Source organism: Flavobacterium ginsenosidimutans, from assembly GCF_003254625.1.
GTDB lineage: Bacteria > Bacteroidota > Bacteroidia > Flavobacteriales > Flavobacteriaceae > Flavobacterium > Flavobacterium ginsenosidimutans.
In genome coordinates, this window is sequence record NZ_QJRJ01000081.1 from 591299 (window position 1) to 614346 (window position 23048).

General features: G+C 35.0%; 10 protein-coding genes. 7 read left to right on the forward strand and 3 right to left on the reverse strand.

Annotated elements, in window-relative coordinates:
- Positions 1-472 precede the first annotated feature (472 nt).
- The 3 genes from DM444_RS20520 to DM444_RS20530 all read left to right on the forward strand — a co-directional run bounded on the left by DM444_RS20520 (position 473) and on the right by DM444_RS20530 (position 10209).
- On the forward strand, positions 473-8242 hold the full coding sequence (locus DM444_RS20520) for a S8 family serine peptidase (RefSeq protein WP_111290099.1): 7770 nt from the start codon (positions 473-475) through the stop codon (positions 8240-8242).
- 130 nt (positions 8243-8372) lie between these two features.
- Positions 8373-9533, forward strand: a complete 1161-nt coding sequence (gene porV, locus DM444_RS20525; RefSeq protein ID WP_111290101.1) for a type IX secretion system outer membrane channel protein PorV — start codon at positions 8373-8375, stop codon at positions 9531-9533.
- 217 nt (positions 9534-9750) lie between these two features.
- Positions 9751-10209, forward strand: a complete 459-nt coding sequence (locus DM444_RS20530) for a hypothetical protein (RefSeq protein WP_111290103.1) — start codon at positions 9751-9753, stop codon at positions 10207-10209.
- Positions 10210-10391: 182 nt separating this feature from the next.
- Here DM444_RS20530 and DM444_RS20535 read toward each other — a convergent pair whose 3' ends face one another.
- Both DM444_RS20535 and DM444_RS20540 read right to left on the reverse strand, forming a co-directional pair.
- Complete coding sequence (locus DM444_RS20535) at positions 10392-12404, reverse strand: M13 family metallopeptidase (protein WP_111290105.1); 2013 nt, start codon at positions 12402-12404, stop codon at positions 10392-10394.
- 317 nt (positions 12405-12721) lie between these two features.
- Positions 12722-13426 (reverse strand): SDR family oxidoreductase, encoded by a 705-nt coding sequence (locus tag DM444_RS20540; protein WP_111290108.1) that lies wholly within the window; start codon positions 13424-13426, stop codon positions 12722-12724.
- Between the two features lie 456 nt (positions 13427-13882).
- On the opposite strand from DM444_RS20540, the gene DM444_RS20545 reads away from it, so the two are divergent.
- The 3 genes from DM444_RS20545 (at position 13883) to DM444_RS20555 (ending at position 16409) form a co-directional block, all read left to right on the forward strand.
- Complete coding sequence (locus DM444_RS20545; RefSeq protein WP_111290110.1) at positions 13883-14485, forward strand: DUF998 domain-containing protein; 603 nt, start codon at positions 13883-13885, stop codon at positions 14483-14485.
- A 137-nt stretch (positions 14486-14622) separates the two neighbouring features.
- On the forward strand, positions 14623-15420 hold the full coding sequence (locus tag DM444_RS20550) for an esterase/lipase family protein (protein WP_111290112.1): 798 nt from the start codon (positions 14623-14625) through the stop codon (positions 15418-15420).
- A gap of 11 nt (positions 15421-15431) precedes the next feature.
- Positions 15432-16409: a hypothetical protein gene (locus tag DM444_RS20555; RefSeq protein ID WP_162615019.1), complete on the forward strand. Its 978-nt coding sequence runs from the start codon at positions 15432-15434 to the stop codon at positions 16407-16409.
- 229 nt (positions 16410-16638) lie between these two features.
- On the opposite strand, the gene DM444_RS20560 is transcribed toward DM444_RS20555, so the two are convergent.
- On the reverse strand, positions 16639-21483 hold the full coding sequence (locus DM444_RS20560) for a RecQ family ATP-dependent DNA helicase (protein ID WP_111290116.1): 4845 nt from the start codon (positions 21481-21483) through the stop codon (positions 16639-16641).
- A gap of 283 nt (positions 21484-21766) precedes the next feature.
- Between DM444_RS20560 and DM444_RS20565 the strand changes: the two genes are divergently transcribed.
- Entirely contained in the window at positions 21767-22819 is a 1053-nt protein-coding gene (locus DM444_RS20565; protein ID WP_239455746.1) for a proline iminopeptidase-family hydrolase, read from the forward strand.
- Positions 22820-23048 lie beyond the last annotated feature (229 nt).

A 23048-nucleotide genomic window follows, 5' to 3' on the forward strand; every position in this document is an offset into this window, starting at 1 on the left:
TTATGTAAATGGGATTTGCTCAAAAAGCAGGTAGATTGAATTTTACCTTAAAGGTTGCAAAGTTTTCTATTGCTGAAGTTATATAGAAATGTAAAGTCTGCAAAGCTTTATTATGGCCAGCTTTTCGAACTTTCTGCATTTTTCTAATACAATATGATGCCAAAACTTTGTGTGGGTTGTTGCTATTTTGAATCATTTAAAACGGCTATTTTTTAATAATTTTTAATTTATAAAGTTCTTGTTTTTAGTGCTTTATGGTTTTTTGTTATACAAATGTAATAGCTGTTTATTCGCTATATATAAGATGTAACTATGGTTTGAAGTCTCACTATTTGATTTTTCCATATCCTTGCTTCGAAACATTTAATGGGTAATGAAAACAGCAAACTCTTCGATACTAAGATTAGTGTTTAATCAAAAGGTTGCTTTATTAATTACACAAAATCATTAACTAACCAAAAAACAACTTTTAATGACAAATTATTACAAAAAAGGAAATCGATTATTATGGTTTTTTATTTTTTCGCTTTGGTCAGTTTTTTCCTTTGGTCAGCAGGCGACTTTTAAAGAAGGCGTCAAACAAGGTTCTGTTAAAATTAAGTTTTCAGGACAGTTGGCACCGACTTTAAAGAAAATGAATCTGACAACCGGAAAAAAACTCACCACCGGAATTCAGGCTTTTGATCAGGTTTCGAGTAAGGTTGGAGCCCGGAATATGCGTAGGCTCTTTCCAGAAAATCCTAATCCGAGATTAGAAGCAAAATTAAAAAAGCATAAACTTGATTTATGGTATGTTGTAGACATAGACGCGAACCAGAGCGCTAAAGATGCAGTACAAAAATACAAGGGAATTGCTGAAATTGAAGCAGCAGAAACAGAGAAACAAAAAGTGCTGTCTAATTACAATTTTAAAACAATTGAAATTAGCAATGCAAAATCTTCGGCAGCTGATTCTTATTTTAACGATCCTAAATTGCCAGAGCAATGGCATTATAACAATACAGGACAAACGGGGTATCCAGATGGTTCTGATATTAATTTGTTTAAGGCTTGGGATATTGTAAAAGGGAATCCGGAAATTGTAGTTTCAATACACGATCAGGGTGTAGATATTCAACATCCGGATCTTCTGGCGAATATCTGGACTAATAAAGCTGAACTTAACGGAGTTGCTGGAGTCGATGATGACGGAAATGGTTATGTTGATGATATTCATGGTTGGAATTTTGACAATAATAGTGGAGCAATCGAAGGACAGCCTCACGGGACGCACGTAGCAGGAACAATATCTGCTGTAAATAACAACGGAATTGGTGTTTGTGGAGTTGCTGGAGGGAGCGGCAATAATGACGGTACTAAAATTATGTCAGTTCAGACTTTAGGTGGCGGAAGCTTTGAAGAAAGTTATATCTATGCGGCAAACAATGGTGCAGTAATTTCTCAAAATAGCTGGGGATATACAGAACCAGGAAATTTTGACGAATCGATAAAGGAGGCTATAGATTATTTTATTGCAGAAGCAGGAGATTATCCTAATAGTCCGATGAAAGGCGGAATAGTAATTTTCGCTGCAGGAAACAGTGATTCTGATGGAGAATGGTTTCCTGGTTATTACGAAAATACTCTATCTGTAAGTTCAATTGGACCAAACTGGCAAAAAGCGAGTTATTCTAATTATGGAACTTGGGTAGACGTTGCGGCTCCGGGAGGAGAAACTGAACTTGGGGCAAAAAACGGAGTTTTAAGCACATTGCCTAAAAATCAATACGGATTCTATCAGGGAACTTCAATGGCTTGTCCACATGTTTCTGGTATTGCCGCTCTTGCTTTGGCCAACAGAAAAAGCCAGTTGACACCAGAAGTTTTGAGAACCAAACTTTTGACGGGAGTAGTAGATATCGATTCTCATAATCCTGATTATAAAGGGAAATTAGGTTCAGGTCATATAGATGCATTTTTAGCAATCCAAAATAATGCTGGTGTTGCGCCAAATGCGATTTCAGATTTGGCAGTGACGGGAATTGCGCAGGAATTTGCCAATTTATCATGGACAGTTCCAGCAGATACGGATGATTTAAAACCCGTAGATTTTAGGATCTATTATAGTACTTCACCATTAACAAAAAATAATCTGGCTTCGGCAAAGTACGATATTATCAAAAATACGGATGAACCAGGAACAGTGGTAACTCATTCGATTAATGGACTTTTAGGACTTACAACCTATTATTTTACTGTGATTTCAGGAGACAGATGGAACAATTTGTCTGAATTATCAAATAGTGTTCAGGGAACAACAAATGCAGGTCCAGAAATTACGGTAGATGATAATAGCAAAGACATTGTAATAAATGTAGATGCTGGCACTTCTTTTAAGGGATCACATGACATGACGATCTTAAATAACGGAGAAGGAGTATTGAGATGGGAATTTTTAGCCCGTCATAAAGAAACAGCTCTGTCTTATTCTGCTAAAAACATCAAATACCCTTCTGCAAAAACAACAAAAGTTGCAGCTGCAGGAAAAGTGGGTAGAAGTAAATCTAAAATCGCAGCTACATCAAAAAAAGCAGCAATCCAGCCGTTTGGATTTACTCAAGTAGATAAAGGCTATTCTGATTATCCTACAGATCTTATTGGAGATACAGATACTAATGTTCCAAACTCAGCTGCATCAAAATACATTGTTAGTGAAGCTGATGGTTTTAACTTAACACAAATTACAAGCTACTTAAAAGTAGATCCAAAATTTGGTCCTGTTGTAATTGAAGTTTATAAAGGAACGTCATTAAATAAAGAAAATTTAATATACGCACAAGAATATACTCCTTTTGATGCGTCTGAAGGTTATGTGTCGATTAACTTAGAGGAACAATTGTTTTTTCAGCAAGGAGAAACTTTTTGGGTTGTATTGCATATTCCAGCAGGAAATCTTTACCCTTTAGGGCTTGGTTATGAAAATACACCTGAAGGCTCTGATAATTGTTTTATTTCTTTTGACGTAGGACAAACTTGGGGACCGTTGAGCACAGCTCTTGAAAGCAATGATTTTGCGTGGTTCAACATTATAAGCAGCCAAAATAAATATTTAGGAGAATATTTGTCCTTAGATCCTTCTAGTGGCGAAGTAAACGGAAAAGCAAATGAAAAAACAGTTCTTTCTGCCGATGCTTCTAATCTGATAAATGGAACTTATTATGCTAATGCGATTTTAAAATCTAATGACGCAGTTCAAAGAGAGCTTAAAATTCCGGTTACTGTAAATGTATCAGGTCAGCAGCCAGTTCTACAAGGACCAGAAAAACTTGATTTCTCAAGTGTTTTTCAGGGAACTTCCAAAGAATTGGAATTTGTAGTAAAAAATACAGGATTGGGTAATTTTAATGATATTGCTCTAAATATCTCTAATCAAAATTTTGAACTTGTTGGTGCTTATCCAAATCAGCTTGCAGCAGATACAGAAGCGGTACTTAAAGTAAAATATACACCAAGCGCTACAGGAAACGATAATGGTTTTTTAACACTTACCTCTTCTAGCAGTTCTAAAACTTTGCGTATTATTTTGTTCGGAGTAAGTTCTGAACCTGCAAAAATAGTGGTTGATCCAATGACTCAACTTATTGATAATGTTGCGCTGGGAGATCAGGTGACGGCTTCAGTTACTGTGAAAAATGAAGGTAAGGCCGCATTAAAATATTTTGTTCCAAAATTTGATCAGTCAGGAACTAGTGATACATGGGAAGGCGGATATCATAAATATGGATATAAATACCGTACAAGCTATGCTTCAGAGACGTCTCCGTTAACGTATGAATACAATGATATTTCAGGAACGGGAACAGACATTACAAGTTATTTTAAAGCAGAATCAAACCGATATTATCCTCTTGAAATGGGATTTGATTTTCCTTACTATGCTAAGAAAATGCAAACGCTGTACATTAGTTACAAAGGTTTTACAGCTTTTGATGATGAAATAAATCCGATTAATGATCCGGTTTTAGATGGGGCGCCTTATTCTCCAAAAGGCCTTATTTCTATTTTAGGAACGTACTTTGAATTAAGCAAAGGAGGTTCAGTTCATTATAAAGTGGAAGCAGATAGAGTTATAGTGCAATATTCTAATTTTGATGATGGACTTGGAGGAAAGATCAGCGCACAGATGGTTTTATTTGCAGATGGGAATATCCGTTTTTACTATGACAATATTAATTATCAGAATGAAACCCTTGGATATCTAAACGTTCTTATAGAAGATTATGATCAGACAGATGGTATTTTAATCAATAATTATACTAAAATAGCAAACATTTATTCTGGACTTGCTTTAGGTTTTGATTATCCGGGTCCAGATATGATTACCTCTGTAACTAATGCTGGAGGAATTTTATTGCCAGGTGAATCTGCAAAAATGGATGTTGTTATGGAAACGGCAGCATTGAATGAAGGTATGATCAACAGATATTTAAATATCGTTTCTACAGATCCGGTAAATGCACAGGTTAATCCTTTAATACAAATTAATATCACAAGCGGAGGTAAGGCAGAGCTTGCTGTATCTGAAACAAATATTGATTTTGGAAATGTGTTTCAGGGAGCTGTTGCATCCAAAAAGTTCAGTATTAAAAATACGGGAACTACTTCTGTAACATTAACAGGCTTTACTTTAGACAATAATAAATTTCAAGTAACAGGCGAAACAACCGCGACAATTGCACCGGGACTTATTAAGGTTTACGACGTTATTTTGCCTACTGATGTTGTAGGTGATTTTGCAGATCTATTGCATATTACCGATAATAAAGGAGGTAATTATACGATCACACTTGCTGGAAAAGTATTAGATCCTCCAGGAATAAAAGTTACAAATTTAGATCTAATAACAGAGACTTTACAACACGGAGAAACCTCTAAATATCCTTTACTTATTGAAAACACAGGTAAAGCTGATCTTGAAGTGGTGGCTACGGGCACAAACTGGCTAACGATGTCTGTACCGACAGCTGCTGCAGAGGCTATTCCAAATTTCACTTATAGTTATGAGCTTTCTAATGATGGAACAAACTATCAATGGATTGATATTCGTAAAACAGGAACTCAATTATCTGTAGGCGATGATCCAACGACTGTTGATGGATATTGGAAGAAAGTAACCATGCCATGGTCTTTTAATTATTATGGTAAAGATTATACAGATATGCATATTGGTATATCTGGATTATTAACTTTTGACCAGCCAGAAGCGCCTGCACCATTTATTGGAAATATGCCAACAGATGAATTAAAAACGGTTATTGCTCCTTATTGGGTATTTGGTGCTTTTGATACGATGACTTATCCAAAAGATGATGTTGGAGTTTTCTATTATGCAGATAATGAAAAAGTTATTATCTCATGGGAATACGTTGTAAACTTCTTTGGCGGATTAGGAGATCCAACTTCTGCTCAGGTTATCATTTATAAAAATGGTACTATGAAGTTTCAGTATAAAGTTAACGGAAGTGCAGATTTTACAACAAATTTATCGGTTATAGGCCTTCAAAATGGTGATCAGTCAGATTCTGTTATCATTTCAAATCATGCAAATGTTAATCATGATAAAGGCTTGGCATTTTTGATCAGCCCTGCAAAAAAACATACAATTCCTGCAGGAACGACTTTAAGTGCTCAGATAGATATTGATGCAAGTAATATTTATGCAGGAGAATATAGTGGAAAATTAAAATTGCGCACAAATGTTCCGAATCAGGAATTGTTAGAAAAACCAATCAATCTGACTGTTACAGGAGCACCAATTATTGCATCAAGTTTAGAAGAAATAAATTTCGGTGAAATAATGGTGAACCCAGATGCAATTTATTCACGAGAATTTTTAGTTCAAAATACAGGTGCAGAGAAACTTCAAATCTCTAATATTTCGATAGAAAGTGGTTCTTCAGAATATGCCATTGAAACTTATGCTTTTTTTACAGGCTGGTTCGGCGGAGGCTATTGGAGCTGGACAAATATTAATGATTTAGCTGGTAATTACCCAGTAATATTGCCAGGAGAAAATTCTAAATTTAGAATTACTTATACTCCAACAGCAGCAGGTTCTATTAGTGATCATGTTGTTATTGAAAGTAATGCCACAGCAGCAAAATTCTTGATTCCGATTAAGGCTGAGGTTGTGCTGCCACCAACTTTAGCAGTAAAAACTATTGAAGTTAATAGTGTTGTTAATTATTTAACGGATGCTGATACGCAATATGCTGTTTTTGAGAATGGTCAGGGAGGTGGAAATTTAAAATACGAACTGAGCATTGATTATTTGAGAAAAGCTCCAGCAGGTATTACTTCAGGTTCAGAATCGATGGCTAAAAAAGGAAAAACGGCTAAAGCAGATTCAATATTAAAATCAAATCCAGTGGCTAAGGGTGGCGTTAGTGTTTATGCTGAGCCTACTTTTAACAGAGTATTGGCTCACGAAGACAAGACGGCTGCAGATACGCGATTTGGTTATGATGGAGGCGAACCTTTTACAACCGCTACCAGATTTAATGCAGGTAAAGAAGGTTTCACGCTATCACATTTTCAAACCTTTATGTTTGGTACTGATAAACCATCAGGAACTATTGTTTACGAGATAAGAGCAGGCGGTTCTTCGGTTGCAGATGCAACAATAATAGATCAGGGTTCTGTTGATTATGTTTATGAAGGCGGTAAAACTGGTGCTTGGGTAACATTGCCTATAAAAGAGCCTAAAGGACTTTATCCAAATGAAGATTTCTATGTAGTAATCACATATCCTTATGAATTACCGTATGTACAAGGTTCTATTTCTGGAATTGAAGATACTCCTGGCAGATATACATTAAGCGATGGCGAGAAATGGTATGATTTACAAGAAGCTGATTTATACCCAGGTTATGGATGGATGGTGAGAGCAGGTGAAGAAAAATATACTTCTAATGCATGGGTTTCTATAAATGGACTTTCAGATGGAACGATTACTCCTAGCGAGAAAAAAGATGTCCAGCTTGACTTTATAGCTGCAAATGGAGTTCGCGGAGATCAGCATGCGGTTTTAAATATTAGAACAAATGATCCTATTAATAGTGTCGGAAAGGTTCCAGTTAAATTGCATATTAATGAAGCTCCAGTTTTCTCGAATTTACCAGTAGAAACTATCGTTGTTAATGAAGCTTCAGAAGCAACTGTAAAAATCGGACTGACTGATCAAGAGGCGAATAAAATTACGGTTCAGTCTTCTAATGCTCCGTCATGGGCCACATTTGAACTGACTGATGGTGAACTTTCAGTAAAACTTGCTCCGGGTTATGAAACTTCGGGAACATATACAATCAATTACACTGCAACAGATGAGCTTGGTGCATCTACAGAAGCAGTATTCGAAGTTAAGGTATTGAAAACTAATCGTGCACCTATAGCAACTAACTCAGAAGAATTAATTTATTCTAAACTGAATTATTTTGATGTGAAAGTATTCAAGGATTATTTTACAGATCCAGACGGCGATGAAATGACTTTTAAAGCAACGACAGCAAATGATAAAATTGTAACTGTAACAGTTGGTCAGGAATTGGGTCAGTTTGTAATTGAAACGCATACTGTAGGAGAAACAATTGTAACCCTAACAGCGACAGATGCTTTTGGATTAAGTACAGAACAGCAGATAACTGTTAAAGTAATAAATAATAGTGCTCCTGTTGCACTTGGCGGAGAGGCAATTATATTCAATAAATTATCTGTACAGGAAGCCTTTAGTTTTGATAAATATTTTACTGATCCTGACGGAGATGAATTGACTTATCAGGCAGTGATAGCAGATCCAGCAATTGCATCATTATCAGCATCAGCAACTGGTTTTACAATTGAAAGTATTTCTAATGGTCAAACCGATTTAGTTTTAACAGCTACAGATATTTACGGAGCAAGTACAGAACAGCATGTAACGGTTATTGTAAACCAGTCAGAAGTTGCTGAACTTAATATATTTCCTAATCCTGTTGTAAATACTGTTAATATCAAGTGGACAAGCCGTTGGGCTGGAGATGTTACTGTTGAGGTTGTAGCTCTTAATGGTTCAATTGTACGCAAATTTAATATTGATGATGTACAGTTGAAACAGTATAGCCAGTTAGATTTGAGCACATTACCGACAGGCGCTTACTTTTTGCATGTTAGCGGAAAAGAAGGAACGTCATCAGTTTTCAAATTTATCAAAAGATCAGGAGAGTAAATAATGAAATGAAGAAATGCGCTGTGATGCAATTTTAATGTTGCATAAGAATTCAATCTGATGTCCGACAATAGATATTGCATCACGGAAGCGCATTGGAATTTCAATCAAAAACAATTAACAGATACACATGAAAAAAATATTTCTATTATTTATACTACTCTTTGGAGTTGGAAATCTACTCGCTCAAGAACAAAATAGGGCAATTGTTACTGCAGTTCCTTTTTTGCAGGTCTCAGCAGATGCGAGAGCATCAGGAATAGGAGATATGGGAGTTGCGACTTCGGCAGATGTCTACTCACAGCAATGGAATGCGGCGAAATATCCTTTTGCAGAAGACAAATTAGGAATAGGGTTGAGTTACACGCCCTATATGTCTTCATTGTCAAATGATACCGGTTTATTGAATTTAAATTTCTATAACAAGATTAATGAAAGAAGTGCATTTGCATTCAGTTTGAGATATTTTGGAATCGGAGAAACCTTATTCAAACAAGATGAAGATGATGCAGGGCAAATTGTGAAGCCAAATGAACTTGCATTTGATGGATCTTATTCATTAAAATTAAGTGAAAAATTTGCCATGTCTGTTACAGGTAGATACATTCATTCTAATTTAGAAATTCAGCAGGGAAACTCAAGTGGCCATGCGTCGGGTTCATTCGCTGTAGACATTGCAGGATATTTTCAGACGGAGGAAACTGCTTTCAAAAACTTTAATGGCATCTGGCGAGCAGGATTTAACATTTCAAATCTTGGCCCAAAATTAAAGTATAATGGAGATTCAGGATCTGAAAGCTTTCTGCCAGCTAATTTAAAAGTAGGTGGTGGTTTTGATTTTATTTTTGATCAGGATAACACATTGGCAGCTTCTATGGAATTTAATAAATTATTAGTTCCATCACCACAAAATGACCAAACTAATGCGCAATATCAGGAGACTGGATTTGTTAAAGGAGCTTTCAGTTCTTTTACTGATGCGCCAGGTGGTTTTAGTGAAGAATTAAAAGAAGTTACTTGGGCTCTTGGATTGGAATATCTATATCAAAAGTCTTTTGCCCTAAGAACAGGTTATTTTCATGAAAGCAGTGAAAAAGGAAACCGCAAATACTTAACTCTTGGAGCCGGATTTAAATACAAGAAAGTAAAATTTGATTTCTCTTATTTAAGCTCTGCCGCAAAGCAGAAGTCGCCATTAGATAATATGATAAGATTTTCTCTGTCTTTTAATATTGGTGATAATGCTACGGTAGGGATTGAAGAACAGGAACAGGAAAAACCTGCTAATTAAGACAAATGTTTTTCTGATTCTCTGATCTGCATTTTAAATAGCTAGATCCGATTATTTCTTATCTATTGAGATGATATTTAAAAACCTCTAAAATTTAATTTAGAGGTTTTTTTATTTGATTTTCAATAAATTATGGTGTCAGATTTCTTAAAGGCTATTTTTTTTGGCACGTTTCTTGTCTTTTTAAACTGGTATAATAATAAATAAAAGTAAAATCATGAAAACTATCAAATATTTTATTATTGGAGTATTGTTTCTTTCTTTTAATTATTCCAACGCGCAAGTATCGGTAAACGTTAATATTGGAAATCCTCCAGCATGGGGACCGGTGGGCTATACAGACGTTCGATATTATTATCTGCCTGATCTTGAAACGTATTATGATATCAACACATCTAATTATGTTTATTTAAATAACGGAAGATGGATCAGAGCTAGATCTTTGCCATCGGCTTATAGAAATTATGATCTTTACAGCGAGTATAAGGTTGTACTGACAGATTACAGAGGCGAGCGCCCTTATGATAATTTCAAAAATCATAAAGTAAAATATGCTAAAGGTTATAAAGGGAAACCTCAGAAAACAATAGGGCAGAAACCTGGCAATGGTAACAATAAATCTGGAAAAGAAAAAGGACACCATGATAATGGCCATGGCGGAAAAGGAAAACATTAATAAATAGGTGATATTTATATTAATATCGCTTAGAAATCAAAACAGCCTTCGGGCTGTTTTTTTATTTTGATATAGAATCCTTTTCCCGCTACAACAAAAAAGCTTCAGAGAAATCTGAAGCTTTTTTGTTTTTAGATGAAGTAATTTGCGTTCACAAGAACAACGCTCATTCCACTGAGATACTACCAAATTGTGATTCTATCTTTCTTAGGCAAAAACATTTTGTCTCCCTGTTTTACATCAAATGCTTCGTAAAAAGGAGTGGTATTCATTAAAGGACCATTAACACGCCAATTTGGAGGAGAGTGTGGATTGTTGTTAATCCATAAGCGTAGGAACTCGTCTTTCATTTTTACTCTCCATATTTTGGCTATAGAAATAAAGAAGCGCTGGTCTGGCGTAAAACCGTCAATTTTTGTGTTCCCTTGTCCTTGTTGGGTCATTTTAAAAGCATCATAGGCAACTGCTATTCCAGCAATATCTGCGGTGTTTTCACCAACTGTCATTGCTCCATTAATGTGTAGATTGTCTAAAACGGTATAGGTACTGTACAAATTGATAACCTGTTGTATTCTTGACTTAAACTGTGCATAATCTTCTTTTGTCCACCAGTTTTTCAGGTTACCATCCTTGTCATATTGAGCACCTTGATCATCAAAAGTATGGGTTATTTCGTGACCTATAACCATTCCTATACCGCCATAGTTAAGCGCATCATCTGCATCATTATCAAAATATGGGGGCTGTAAAATACCTGCAGGAAAAACAATTTCATTTGCAGTAGGATTATTGTATGCTGTAACTGTTGGAACAGTGGTAAACCATTCTGATTTATCGACTGGTTTGCCCAATTTTGCCAATTGAAATTGATACGCAGCTGTAGAGGCCGAAACTACATTCTCAAAATAGGCATTCCTAGCTATTTGTACGTTGCTATAGTCTCTCCATTTATCTGGATATCCTATTTTCTTAGTAATAGCGAACAATTTTTCTTTCGCTTTTTGTTTCGTAATAGGGCTCATCCATTCCAATTTATCGATTCTTTTAGCATACGCTTTTTGCAAATTATTTACGAGAATCAACATACGTTTTTTAGCATCTTCTGGAAAATATTTCTTTGCATACAATTCACCCAGAGCTTCGCCTAAGTAATTGTCAATAACATTAGCCATTTTTTCGCCACGTGATTTTTGGACAGCCTGCCCAGAAAGCACTTTGGTATACTCAAATGAAGCATCTACAAAAGGTTTGCTCAAATCGTCTGCATATCTTTCTATAGAATTTGCTTTCAAATAAATTTTCCAATTACTAATAGGAATGGTTTTTAAAAGCTTATTAAGGGCATCATAATAAGCTGGCTGACAAACATTAATAGAATCCGTTTTAGCACCTAAATTATTTAAAAAAGCAATCCAGTCTATGTTGGGATGTCTTTTTACAAGATCCTTCACAGCCATTTTGTTGTAATTTGCCTGCACATCTCGAAGTTCAACTTTTGTTTTATGCGAAACGGCGATTTGTTTGTCAATATCGTAAACCAAATCGGCATTCTTTTTAGCCTCTTTGGCATCGCTGCTTGTTTGTTGAAATAATGCAGCAACGTATTTTTTGTATGATTTCTGTATGGCAATAGTCGATGAATCTGATTTGAAATAATAGTCCCTGTCAGGCAAACCAATACCCGTTTGATAGATTTCGGCAATGTTCATACTGCTGTTTTTTTGATCAGATGAAACTCCAAAAGCTATAATAGAAGAATTGCCAGTTTTTTCTTCATTAGCTACAAAGTTCATTAAGGACGGCAAATCACTAATTGCTTCAATTTTGGCAAGTAAAGGTTTGATAGGCGCATAACCGCGTTTCTCAATGGTTATAGTATCCATACCTGATGCATAAAAGTCTCCTACCTTTTGTGCTATACTTCCTTCTGTATTTTTGCTTTGCGAAATGCTATCCAATATTCCCTGTAATCGAATTCGTTGCGGAAAATTCATAAACATATAGGCACCTACTCCAGCTTGAGATGCAGGTATTGATACAGAATCGTACCACTTGCCATTTACATATTTAAAAAAATCATTACCTGGCCGCAATGTGGAATCTATTCCACTGATAGCAATATTTTTTTTTCCTTGATGTTTTGAGCATGCTGTAAAAGCTAGTAATGTAATGAAGAACAGAAATGATTTTTTCATAATCTAGATGATTTCTATTAAAATGAACTGAAAAAAGTTTGAAAGCAAGTATTTATGTATATGCCTGACATAGGCAATTTTTAGCAGAACAATATAGGAATTCCGTTTTTAATTTTAAAGTTTTTGTGGGAATTATTACTTATAAAAATCAGAATTATAAGCAGTTATTTATGGTTAGCCTATTGTTTTTCTGTGAAGAATACTCAGTAAATTACTTTAAAGCTCCATATTTAATGGTTTGCAATAGACGGTAAATAAAAAGCAGCCTTTTTGGCTGCTCTTATTCTATGTTGATTTAAATGGAAAGAAAATTTTGATTACTTAGTTTTCGTCGGACGTACTTCTATTTTGCTTGGCAGTACATTCGGATTCATTTTTAAAAGGTCTACCACCATTTGGCCTATATCTGATGGCTGAATTTTCCATTTATCATCTTCATTTGGTGTATGGCTGTTAAAGTTTGTGCTAACCGAGCCGGGCATGATAGTGGTGCATTTTACGTCATAATCGCGAAGATCCAGCATGGCAGCCTGCGTAAAGCCCACCAGGCCAAATTTTGATGCATTGTAGGCAGCTCCTTTGGCAAAGAAATTGGTTCCCGCAAGTGATGCGATTGAAATATAGTAGCCTTTGTTTGCTTTAAGGTGTTCACAGGTCGCTTTCAGGGTATGGAAAGCCCCAGTTAGATTGGTGTCAATCATCGCGTTCCAGTCCTCTAGAGACATTTCGTCTATGGACGCAAATTTTCCCACACCTGCATTGGCAATGACAATATCGAGTTTTCCGAATTCAGACACAATCTGCTGAACGGCTTTCAGCTCGTCATTAAAATTTCTGACATCAGACTCTATTACAAGTACGTTCTGGTTTTCTAATGTTTGACGTGCCTTTTCAAGCGCATTAGTGTCTCTTCCTGATATCGCCACTTTAACTCCGCTTCGCACTAAAGCTTCTGCAATGCCCAAACCGATGCCTTTAGACGCGCCAGTTATATAAGCCACTTTGGTTTCTATGTTTTGCATTTTTATATGATTAATTGAGGTTTTTTATTTTCATTTCTAAGTTTGATGTTTTGTCTGCACTTTTTTTTTAAAGACAGACGGTCTATAAAAATACGATAAATTATAGTATTGAAGGCTCTCTTTTTTATTTTGGCAGGTGAGATGAAAGCTGGCTGGAGTGGGGGGATTTAAAAAGTAACTATTTAATAGATTCTAAGCTAAACTTTTTAGGTTTTGATCTTTCTAACTTTTTTAGCTATTGAAAACTTTAGGTACAACAATAAAAGTTATTCGCGATCATGAAATTATTGTTGTCAATCCGAATAGATCTATAGAAATTAAGAAAAATTTCAAAGCTTTCTATTAATGTATTAGCGTTGAGAAAAGGAATGATTTTAGAAAAAAAAATAAAAAAGGTTTCATGTAACAGATTGATAAAGATGGTGTCTAACAAGAATCATCTAATCAATCAAAACTATGAAACAATCAATCACAAGATTTTTCCTTTTTCAAGGATTATTAATTCCATTTATTTTTTGGCTTTCTGTAATTGTTGCAGGAATGCAAAACGAAAATTACAGTCACGTTCGTGACACAATAAGCGCATTAGGCGCAATTGGTGCAAAATCCGAAAATCTTATGGAGATTTCAACCTGGTTATGTTCTTTACTTAGTATCCCTTTTTTAATCGGACTTTTCAATGTTTGCCGCCAAGAGAAATTGAAAAAAGCACCACTTTTAGGAATTGTAGGATTTACTGTTATGTTAGGCTGGGCAGCATTTTATCATTCTGGAAATCCAATGCATTCTAAATCTGGACCAATACTCTTGCTTCTGTTATTGGGACCATTATTGTCAGCTATTTTGTGGAAAAGGAAAGAATTGAAAAATCTCAGAATGTTAAGTTTGATCAGTTTCTTTATTATGTTATTTATCTTGATCAGAGCAATTCCTTCAGAAACAATACAAATGAATTATACCGGACTTATTCAACGCTTTGTACATTTTGGTTGGACTGTTTGGTTTATTGCTCTTTCGTTGGGTTTTCTGCGATTGCTTAATATTTCTGTAAAAAAATAGATTTAATTATTGAAATGGCGGTTTTTTAAGATTTAAATAATTGAAAAACAAGTGTTTGTACTTGGTGTAATTGTTTTAATATATTTTATTTTTGTTTAGAGAATAAAATTGGTTGAAATAACTGATGAAATGATCCTATGGCAACTAATCATACCACATCAATCGAGATTAAACACGGTGCTAATACACAAGGGTATTTTAGTTTTGAAAGCCCAGAGAATCTTATTGTTTTTGTTCATGGATTTGGAGGTAGCGCATTAGGAACATGGAACAACTTCCCCTTAATTTTACTTTTTGATGATCATTTTAAAAATTCCGATATTGTTTTTTATGGTTATGACACTTTTAAGGGACAAGCTGGTGACCATGCGGCGGAATTGTACCATTTTATAAATCTAGCTTTTAAACCTCTTCACAACCAAATTTTGCCCAGTCTTCAAAATTTACCTGAAAGAGACTATAAGCGAATAGTTCTGGTTGCCCATTCTTTAGGAGCAGTTTTAATTAGACAGGCCCAATTGCATGGACATATTGCAGGAGATGATTGGGTAGAAAAATCTGAACTTGCGTTATATGCTCCGGCCCATCATGGGGCAGAAGTTATTTCCCTTGCAATGCAAGCTTTGCCTGGGTTATCAGGGTTATTTGGCTTGTTTGTTAAATTTAGATTTCCAATATTAAATGATTTGGATTCAAAAAATAATGGGATTCTAGATTCAATCAAAAATCAGACTTCAGCTCTACAAAATGGAGGTGAAGGAAATTTTTCAAAAGCTAAATTGGTGGTATATTCTAAAGGAGATAAAATAGTTAGGAATTTCAATTATCTTGAGGATTCTCCCGCCCACGTAATCCCAAATACAACACATATTTCTGTCTGCAAGCCAAAAGACGCCTTCATCACACCTGTTGAGCTGTTAAAGCAGATTATTTAAAACATAGAAAAATGAAGCATAAGGAAAGAAATCTAATGTCATTAAAGGCAGAGTTTCATGATAAAGGAAAAGCTGCCCGCGGATTCAAAAATATAATGAATTTTATTGACCGAAATAAAGAGACAGAACTAAAAAAACTGCTCCGGTTTCATATTCCAGATGGTGTATATGGCCAAGAACTAATAGAGCGCTTTGAAATTGATGCTCTTTTGGAATATTACAATTTGCTATTAGTTGCCATATTTGCCGGTTATGTGCCTGGTAAATTTGATGAGATTTCTTCAAAAGAGATATTAGCAGTTATAAGACACCCTTCTGTTATGCCTTACTACAACGAGTATTATAAGTACAAAATGATTTCTTATACTGCTGAGTTTGCGGAAGAGAATAGGTATTTTGAGCTTGAAGGAAATTCAGTGACAATTTCAGCTTTTAACGAATTTATTTCGCTCAACCGTTTTTTGAAAAGAGATAAGGATGTTGAATTGTTTTTAGGAATGCTTGATTATGTTTGGTACGGCGACAATAAAATTTCAGATGTAATTAACATATTATCGTCTGAAGAGAAAATAAATACGGCATTTATTACTGAAGCTGAAAAGAGATCTAAAGCGCAATGCGGAGTTTGGGGCTTTATAAAATATACTATTTTTTTGAGCCAGTTAAAAGATTTGCTGAATTCAATTGATGGCTACCCCTTGCTTCAATCTTCATTCTGGATGTTCCATGGCTATTTCTTTGAGAGAATGAATTCGGAGATGAAAAGTATTTTCCACAAGGCTTTTGAAAATTTGGAAGAATCTTTCAGTAATCCTTTAATCTTTAAAAATTTAATTGAAGAAGTGTACGGTGGTAAAGCGCCTGAAGACTTTAATGAAGTGCAACTCAGTAAATTTGCAGCAAATGCGATAAGACAGTCGCGTGAAGATGTAGATTATGTATTAGATAGAAAATGGAGCGATCCTTTGAGAGATTATTTTGGACATTGAAATTTATTTGTCTGAATTTGATTAATGATTTAATTAAAATGAAATTATGTGCGCTCGAGTACTGTTCAAGCTAGTTAACATTTCTCATAAAATTTAGGCTGATAACTTAAAATGGTTCGTTAATAGGTAAGCTTCAATATAAAGCCATATTATGACATTATTAATCTTTACGAATAACAGCAGCGAAGAGGAGCAATATTTTTTCCATTAAAACAATATCTATTTTCACTTATGCTTTAATAGATTCAAAATAAAGCTCAGGTAAAATTATTTTGATTTCCTGCGAAGTTTCTTCCTTAAACCAGTACAATATAAAATTTACATTTACACTTTTTAATTGATAATGTCTAGACTTCATTATTTCAATTTTCTCGATGAATTGCTTTGAAAATTTCAGTACAGATTGTCCGCTTGAATTTAAGCATTCATAACCTTCAACATGTAGGATTTCTCCACACGTAAGTTTAGAAACCAAAACCTGTCTGTTAATAAAATAGTCTAACCAGATATCTTTGAATGTGGCATGTATCGCAATTTTATCAGGTGCATTGTAAGTTTCAAAATCATCGATTTGTTCAAGATTTTCCGCTACCAATGGATTGAGAAAGCCTGAATTTAAATGCACATATAGATTATATTTTGCTCTTGTCATTGCCACATAAAGTTGGCGCTTAGCATCATCTGTATCTATATTAAAATTCTCAAGCAAAAGGAATACATTGTCAAACTCTTTTCCCTTGGCTTTATGAATAGTTGATACAAAAATTGTTTCGCCATTTTCAGAATAGAAATCCTCCAGTTTAGACTCTCGGATTAAAATTTCTAAATCAGATTTGTACTTTTTATAAGGATTAGTGGTTTCAAAATCTTTGATGATGTTCAGACAAATCTCTAATTTATTGCTATTACGGAAAGTGTTGATTAGCTCTCTTTTAGCATTGTCCCAAATCTCATCACTGATTGTGTAAATATTAGTTCCCAGATCGACTTTATCTAATAAAAACCGGACTTCAACTAGATTATACAGATTAAAACCATCATTAGATTGTATCAATTTTGCCTTGATGCCGTTCTTTAAAAGTAACCCTGCAACTTTTATAGCCTCTTCGTTTGTTTTTGTGAGTACGCACGTAGTTCCGCAAAGATTAGTGTCAACTATATCCGTTACAAGAGGTGCAATAAGGTTATTACTTCGATACCTAACAATTTTGATTTTTCCATTATCAGTTTGATTAGCAATAATCGGTGTTTCTTTTAATCTGTGATGAATTTGTTGGACAAATTGATTTGAGAATGTAACCAGATTACTTTTACTACGGTAATTTTCAACCAATTCATGTTTTATGGTTTTGTTGTCATAAATGAACTGTTCAAGATATTTAGCACTAGCGCCCCTAAACTCATAAATATTCTGGTCATCATCTCCCACCGCAATAACCCTCATTTCTTCATTTTGCTCCATTAATGCATTAATAAGAGCGAACTCATCTGCATTCATATCCTGGGCTTCGTCAATAACTAAAACAGTCTTTGTAATTTTACTAGCCTCAACATCACCATTTTTGATTCTTTGAACCGTAGTGTTTAAAATATCCGTCGATTTTTCTAAAGTGCCAACCTTACCCAAAAGATCAAAACAATAAGAATGGAATGTTTTAATCTCAATAAAGTTTGCGGCATTGCCAATGAGCTTTAGTAAACGCTTTTTAAATTCGGTCGTAGCAGCCCTTGAAAAGGTTAACATTAATAGTTGCTCATGTTTAACATCTTCCATCAAAAGGAGCGAAGCAAGCTTATGGACCAAGACCTTTGTTTTTCCACTGCCTGGACCAGCAGCAACAACGATATGCGGTGTTTCGTTATCATTAATAATTTTCAACTGCGTAGGGGACAACTCCCCGAAGAGTTGTCTGAATTTTGCCGGTGTAATATTCCGCTTAATCTCATTTTGCCTGCTGCCTTTAAAATACTTGTTTAAGAAAGAACTATAATTGAGTTGGAAATAATCTTCCACAAACTGAAGTGCATTTCTGTAATCGGTAATCATCCTTTGAGCATATTCGCCCACAATATGAATTTGCTGAACTTTACTTTCGTAAAATTGGCTAAGCTTTTGATAATCTTCTTTAGTGTATTGCTTTTTATTATTTTGTTCGGTTCGCTCAATGGTTAAACAATTATATACAACAAGAAAACCGCCTTCGATCTTTATTGCTTCAATTCTTGAAAGATAGAACAGCGTATCTTCAATATCATCAATGCTTATTTCTTTTTTGAAAAGACTGAAACCATTATCATAAGTAGCCTTTAGTTCATGTACTGAAAACTCCACTAAAATCTCATCTTTATCTTCCTGATCTTTTATGGCTTCAGCGATGGTTTTATCATAAAAAAAATCAACTATAAATTTTGCGAGCTCATGCCGTTTTTCAAGCTTATCTTTTAGCTGTTCTTTATTTTGAAGGCAATGTACAGCAATGTGATTTTTAGAATGTTCTAAGTTTTTTCTTTTAATCCAATTTTTAATAGACCAAAAGTTAATTATTGTTTTCAGCTTATTGGTATTTACACCATCGCACCCATTTTTTTCAGCTTCCTCGTTCAATTCTTTTAAATGAAAGATACTTTCTTCTTCTTTGAAAACTGGAAGTAAAAAGTTTTCAATTTTACTGTATATTTCTACAATGGAAAGGGAACGGTTTTTATTGTCTACTTTTTTTATAAATGCGGTCAGGTCCTTTGCATCTGCCAGAATATTCTCCTCACGCAGCAAGTTTATAATATTAATGACCTCTTCTTTTACAATACCCAAATGATCACTAATATAATCTACTCTTGATTCAGCAGTTTCGCTATTGGTCTGCTTTCTGCTTTTACTTGAAAAGAGTTTCTTTATAATACGTGCACCTTGCTCTTTTTGCTTTTCTTCAAATTTTCTCGAAATGTTTATTTTATCAATAGCTTCTTGGGCATTTTTAGATAAAATACTGTCAGCAAATACCCTCGGCATATTCTGTCCACGTTTAAGATATCCGGCATCTTCAAGAGCGGCAATTGCGGTAGTTACGCGCGTTTCTATTTCTACAACATTATCATCCCAACCTGCCTTACGGGCAATCTCTAATGCTGAATTGGATACTTTAGAACGAAATCTTGTAATATCTTTTATTGCTTTCCATACCTGTTGGATTTCTTTTAAAGAAAGCTTGGTCTGATTCAACAAAATAAAGTGCTTACTGAGATCCTCTTCGTTAAACAGTACAAAACAATCAGCAGAAATATTCTCATCTCTGCCAGCACGTCCTGCTTCTTGAACATAATTTTCAAGGGAATCTGAGATTTCGTAGTGAATTACCAAGCCCACATCTTTTTTGTCTACACCCATACCAAAGGCAGATGTCGCCACCATAATTTGCGTTTCACCATTTAAAAAGGCATTCTGGTTTTTAGTCTTTTCCTGTTTATCCATTTTGCCATGGTATGGTTTTGCACTAAAACCGTCATTAGCTAACCTTTCAGCTAGCAGATAAGCCTTTCGGGTTCGGGACACATAAATAATAGTAGGGCAGTTTTTTTCTTCGATTAAATCTCGGGTGGCCAAATATTTTTCTTCTTCATTTTGCTTTTCAAATACCTTGTATTGAAGATTAGTTCTTGATGCTTTTGAAGTGAAAATTTCAAGATCCAGCGATAATTTTTCGCTAAAATAATCCCGTATGTCCTCAATTACCTTCTGTTTGGCTGTTGCGGTAAAGCACGACACTGGAATGCCATCCTCAAGGTTTTTCTTTTCTTGAATTAGTTTTATAAAATCCCCTATGTATAGATAGTCTACCCTGAAGTCTTGCCCCCATGATGAAAAACAGTGTGCTTCATCAATTACAAAACGGGCTACTTTCCTGCCTAAAATTAGCTTTTCGATAGTTCTCGATCTTAGTGATTCGGGAGAAATGTATAAAATAGAAGCAGAACCATCTTCAATTCTTTCAAACGATTTGGCTCTTTCAATAGGGTCTAATAATCCGTTAATGGTAACAGCTTGAGTTATGCCAATCTTTTCGAGATTATCAACCTGATCTTTCATTAGTGATTGAAGCGGAGAAATTACAATAGTCAATCCTTTTGAATTTTCAGCGTTTATTAAAGCAGGAACCTGAAATGTAATTGATTTTCCTCCGCCTGTTGGAAAAACAGACAATACTGACTTGTTATTCACAGCTGCCTTAACGGCTTTTTCCTGGAGTGGCTCACCACCATAAGTCCGATATGAATCGAAACCAAAGAATCTTTTTAATCCTTTGTGGATGTCAAGGGCGTTATTACAATAATTACAACCGGTTATACAAGGTTTATTCCTTAATAATAGCATTATGCGCTCTACATCAGGGAAGTTCTTTAAAACCCAAGGAGGTGTAATAGAATGAACAGTTTTATGGGTTATGAATGAATTAATCAATGCTAGGCAATACGCTAATTCAATAGGGTGTTCAGCAATTATTTTGGTTAAATCTGACTGTTCACAAATTTCATTTCGAAACTTTAATCTAATCTGCGCTTCTGCATTAGAGCTTATACTCCTGTAATTTACAAAACGAAAAAAAGCTCCAAACTCTTTTGTGGAATTTAAGAGAAAGCAGAAGATTTCTTTAAGTGTTTTATCAATTTGCCAAAAAGCAGCAACCTCACTATTGAATAAATCTCGTGCCTTAATGGAATCGTTTAATGGGTTGTTCGTGTCTTCCGTTTGAAGTTTGTCATCCTTCAATAATGCATGGTAGGGCTTTGTCGGAAATAGTAAAGGAGATAGGTATAGTGTATCAATTATGTTTAGAGATTTAATCCCAGCCTCATAAATTGCTTCACCTATATATTTTATATCGTGATTTAAAATGTTATGTCCGCATACATAATCGTCACCTTGGAGAAACTGTACAAAATCCCCTAAAGATGTTTTATGGAATTGATTACCGTTTTGTTTAATTGCACCTATATCAAGGATTTTACCTTTGTTTGGTTCAATTTCGGTATCAATGAATGTTATTGAATAAGTATTTTTCCGTTCATCTAATAGCATTAAATTCAATAAGATTATGGTTTGGTTTATCTATCTAGGCTATAAATTCACAAATATTTAATAGTCAATATGATAGTATGCTAATTTAATAATTTATTTCGTAAATTTTAAAGATATCTTTTAAATCAAAATTATGGTAATTGATAACATCAAAACCATTCGTTAAAGGACTTTGTTGCGTAAGTGCATCACAAAGAGCTTCTGCTTTAAAGAATTCCTGTTCGCTGAAATTTAGTATATTAGAGCTGGAAAACTAAAAGCTGTAAATTTAAATCAAATGCTCATGAATGCATATAAAAAGATTTTTCTAGTAGTGCTTGGTATGTTGTGTGCTACAGCGTGTGGCGATAAGCAAGCAGAAAAAGAAAGCGTATCTCTCGACGCGTACTTAAAAGATACATCTACTGGTATAAAAATGGGAGGTATAAAAGTTATAGAGATAAACACGCCGAAAGGAAAATTTAAGGTCTGGACCAAGCGCATCGGAAATAATCCGAGAATAAAGTTGCTTCTTTTAAATGGAGGGCCTGGAGCTACCCATGAATATTTTGAGTGCATGGAGAGTTTTCTGCCTCAGGAAGGAATCGAATTTATCTATTACGACCAATTAGGCACTGGCAATTCCGATAATCCCAATGATCCGACTTTTTGGGATCTTGGCCGTTATGTAGAAGAAGTGGAGCAGGTGCGACAGGCACTGGATCTGGATCAGAGCAATTTTTATCTCTTAGGTCACTCTTGGGGTGGCATTTTAGCCTCCCAGTATGCATTGAAGTATCAGCAGCATCTAAAAGGGCTTATTATTTCCAATATGATGATGAGCGCTATTGATTATGATAAGTATGCAGATGAAGTGCTGGCAAAACAGATGGATCCGGTTGTGTTGGCAAAGATCAGGGAGATAGAGAAGAATAAAGATTTTGAAAATCCACAGTATATGGAGCTGCTGATGCCAAACTTTTATGCCAAGCACATACTGCGTTTAGATCCAGACAAGTGGCCAGAGCCGGTAAATAGATCTTTTAGTAAAATAAATCAGTCGCTTTACGTAACTATGCAAGGGCCAAGTGAATTTGGACTGTCAGGAAAACTCGAGAAATGGGACATCAAAAAAGAGCTTCCAAAACTGGCTGTGCCAACATTATCTATAGGAGCTCGCTATGACACTATGGATCCCGAACATATGAAATGGATTGCCTCTCAGATAAAAAACGGTACTTATTTGTACTGTCCCAATGGAAGCCACATGAGCATGTATGATGATCAGGACATTTATATGAAGGGCCTTATTAAGTTTTTGAAAGATACCGATGCAGCGGATCAAAACAGAAAATAAGAGAAAAAAGCCAGAAATTAATCTGGCTTTTTCATAGCCTTGCTTGCAGGGTATATTCCGTTTTTTTTTAAGAGTTTTTAAAAAATAACTCTTTAGATGGAAACCAATTTGATCCTGCAGAAAGGTAGGATTATTTTCCGTCTACTAATACCAGTGAGACCCTTCTGTTAAGCGGCCTGTTTTCGGCTGGAGTGTTAGGAACCAGAGGTTCGCTTTCCCCTTTTGAGAA

Coding starts and splice junctions, on each gene's coding strand:
- DM444_RS20520 (WP_111290099.1), top strand. CDS start 473: ATGACAAATTATTACAAAAAAGGAAATCGATTATTATGGTTTTTTATT.
- porV (WP_111290101.1), top strand. CDS start 8,373: ATGAAAAAAATATTTCTATTATTTATACTACTCTTTGGAGTTGGAAAT.
- DM444_RS20530 (WP_111290103.1), top strand. CDS start 9,751: ATGAAAACTATCAAATATTTTATTATTGGAGTATTGTTTCTTTCTTTT.
- DM444_RS20535 (WP_111290105.1), bottom strand. CDS start 12,404: ATGAAAAAATCATTTCTGTTCTTCATTACATTACTAGCTTTTACAGCA.
- DM444_RS20540 (WP_111290108.1), bottom strand. CDS start 13,426: ATGCAAAACATAGAAACCAAAGTGGCTTATATAACTGGCGCGTCTAAA.
- DM444_RS20545 (WP_111290110.1), top strand. CDS start 13,883: ATGAAACAATCAATCACAAGATTTTTCCTTTTTCAAGGATTATTAATT.
- DM444_RS20550 (WP_111290112.1), top strand. CDS start 14,623: ATGGCAACTAATCATACCACATCAATCGAGATTAAACACGGTGCTAAT.
- DM444_RS20555 (WP_162615019.1), top strand. CDS start 15,432: ATGAAGCATAAGGAAAGAAATCTAATGTCATTAAAGGCAGAGTTTCAT.
- DM444_RS20560 (WP_111290116.1), bottom strand. CDS start 21,483: ATGCTATTAGATGAACGGAAAAATACTTATTCAATAACATTCATTGAT.
- DM444_RS20565 (WP_239455746.1), top strand. CDS start 21,767: ATGAATGCATATAAAAAGATTTTTCTAGTAGTGCTTGGTATGTTGTGT.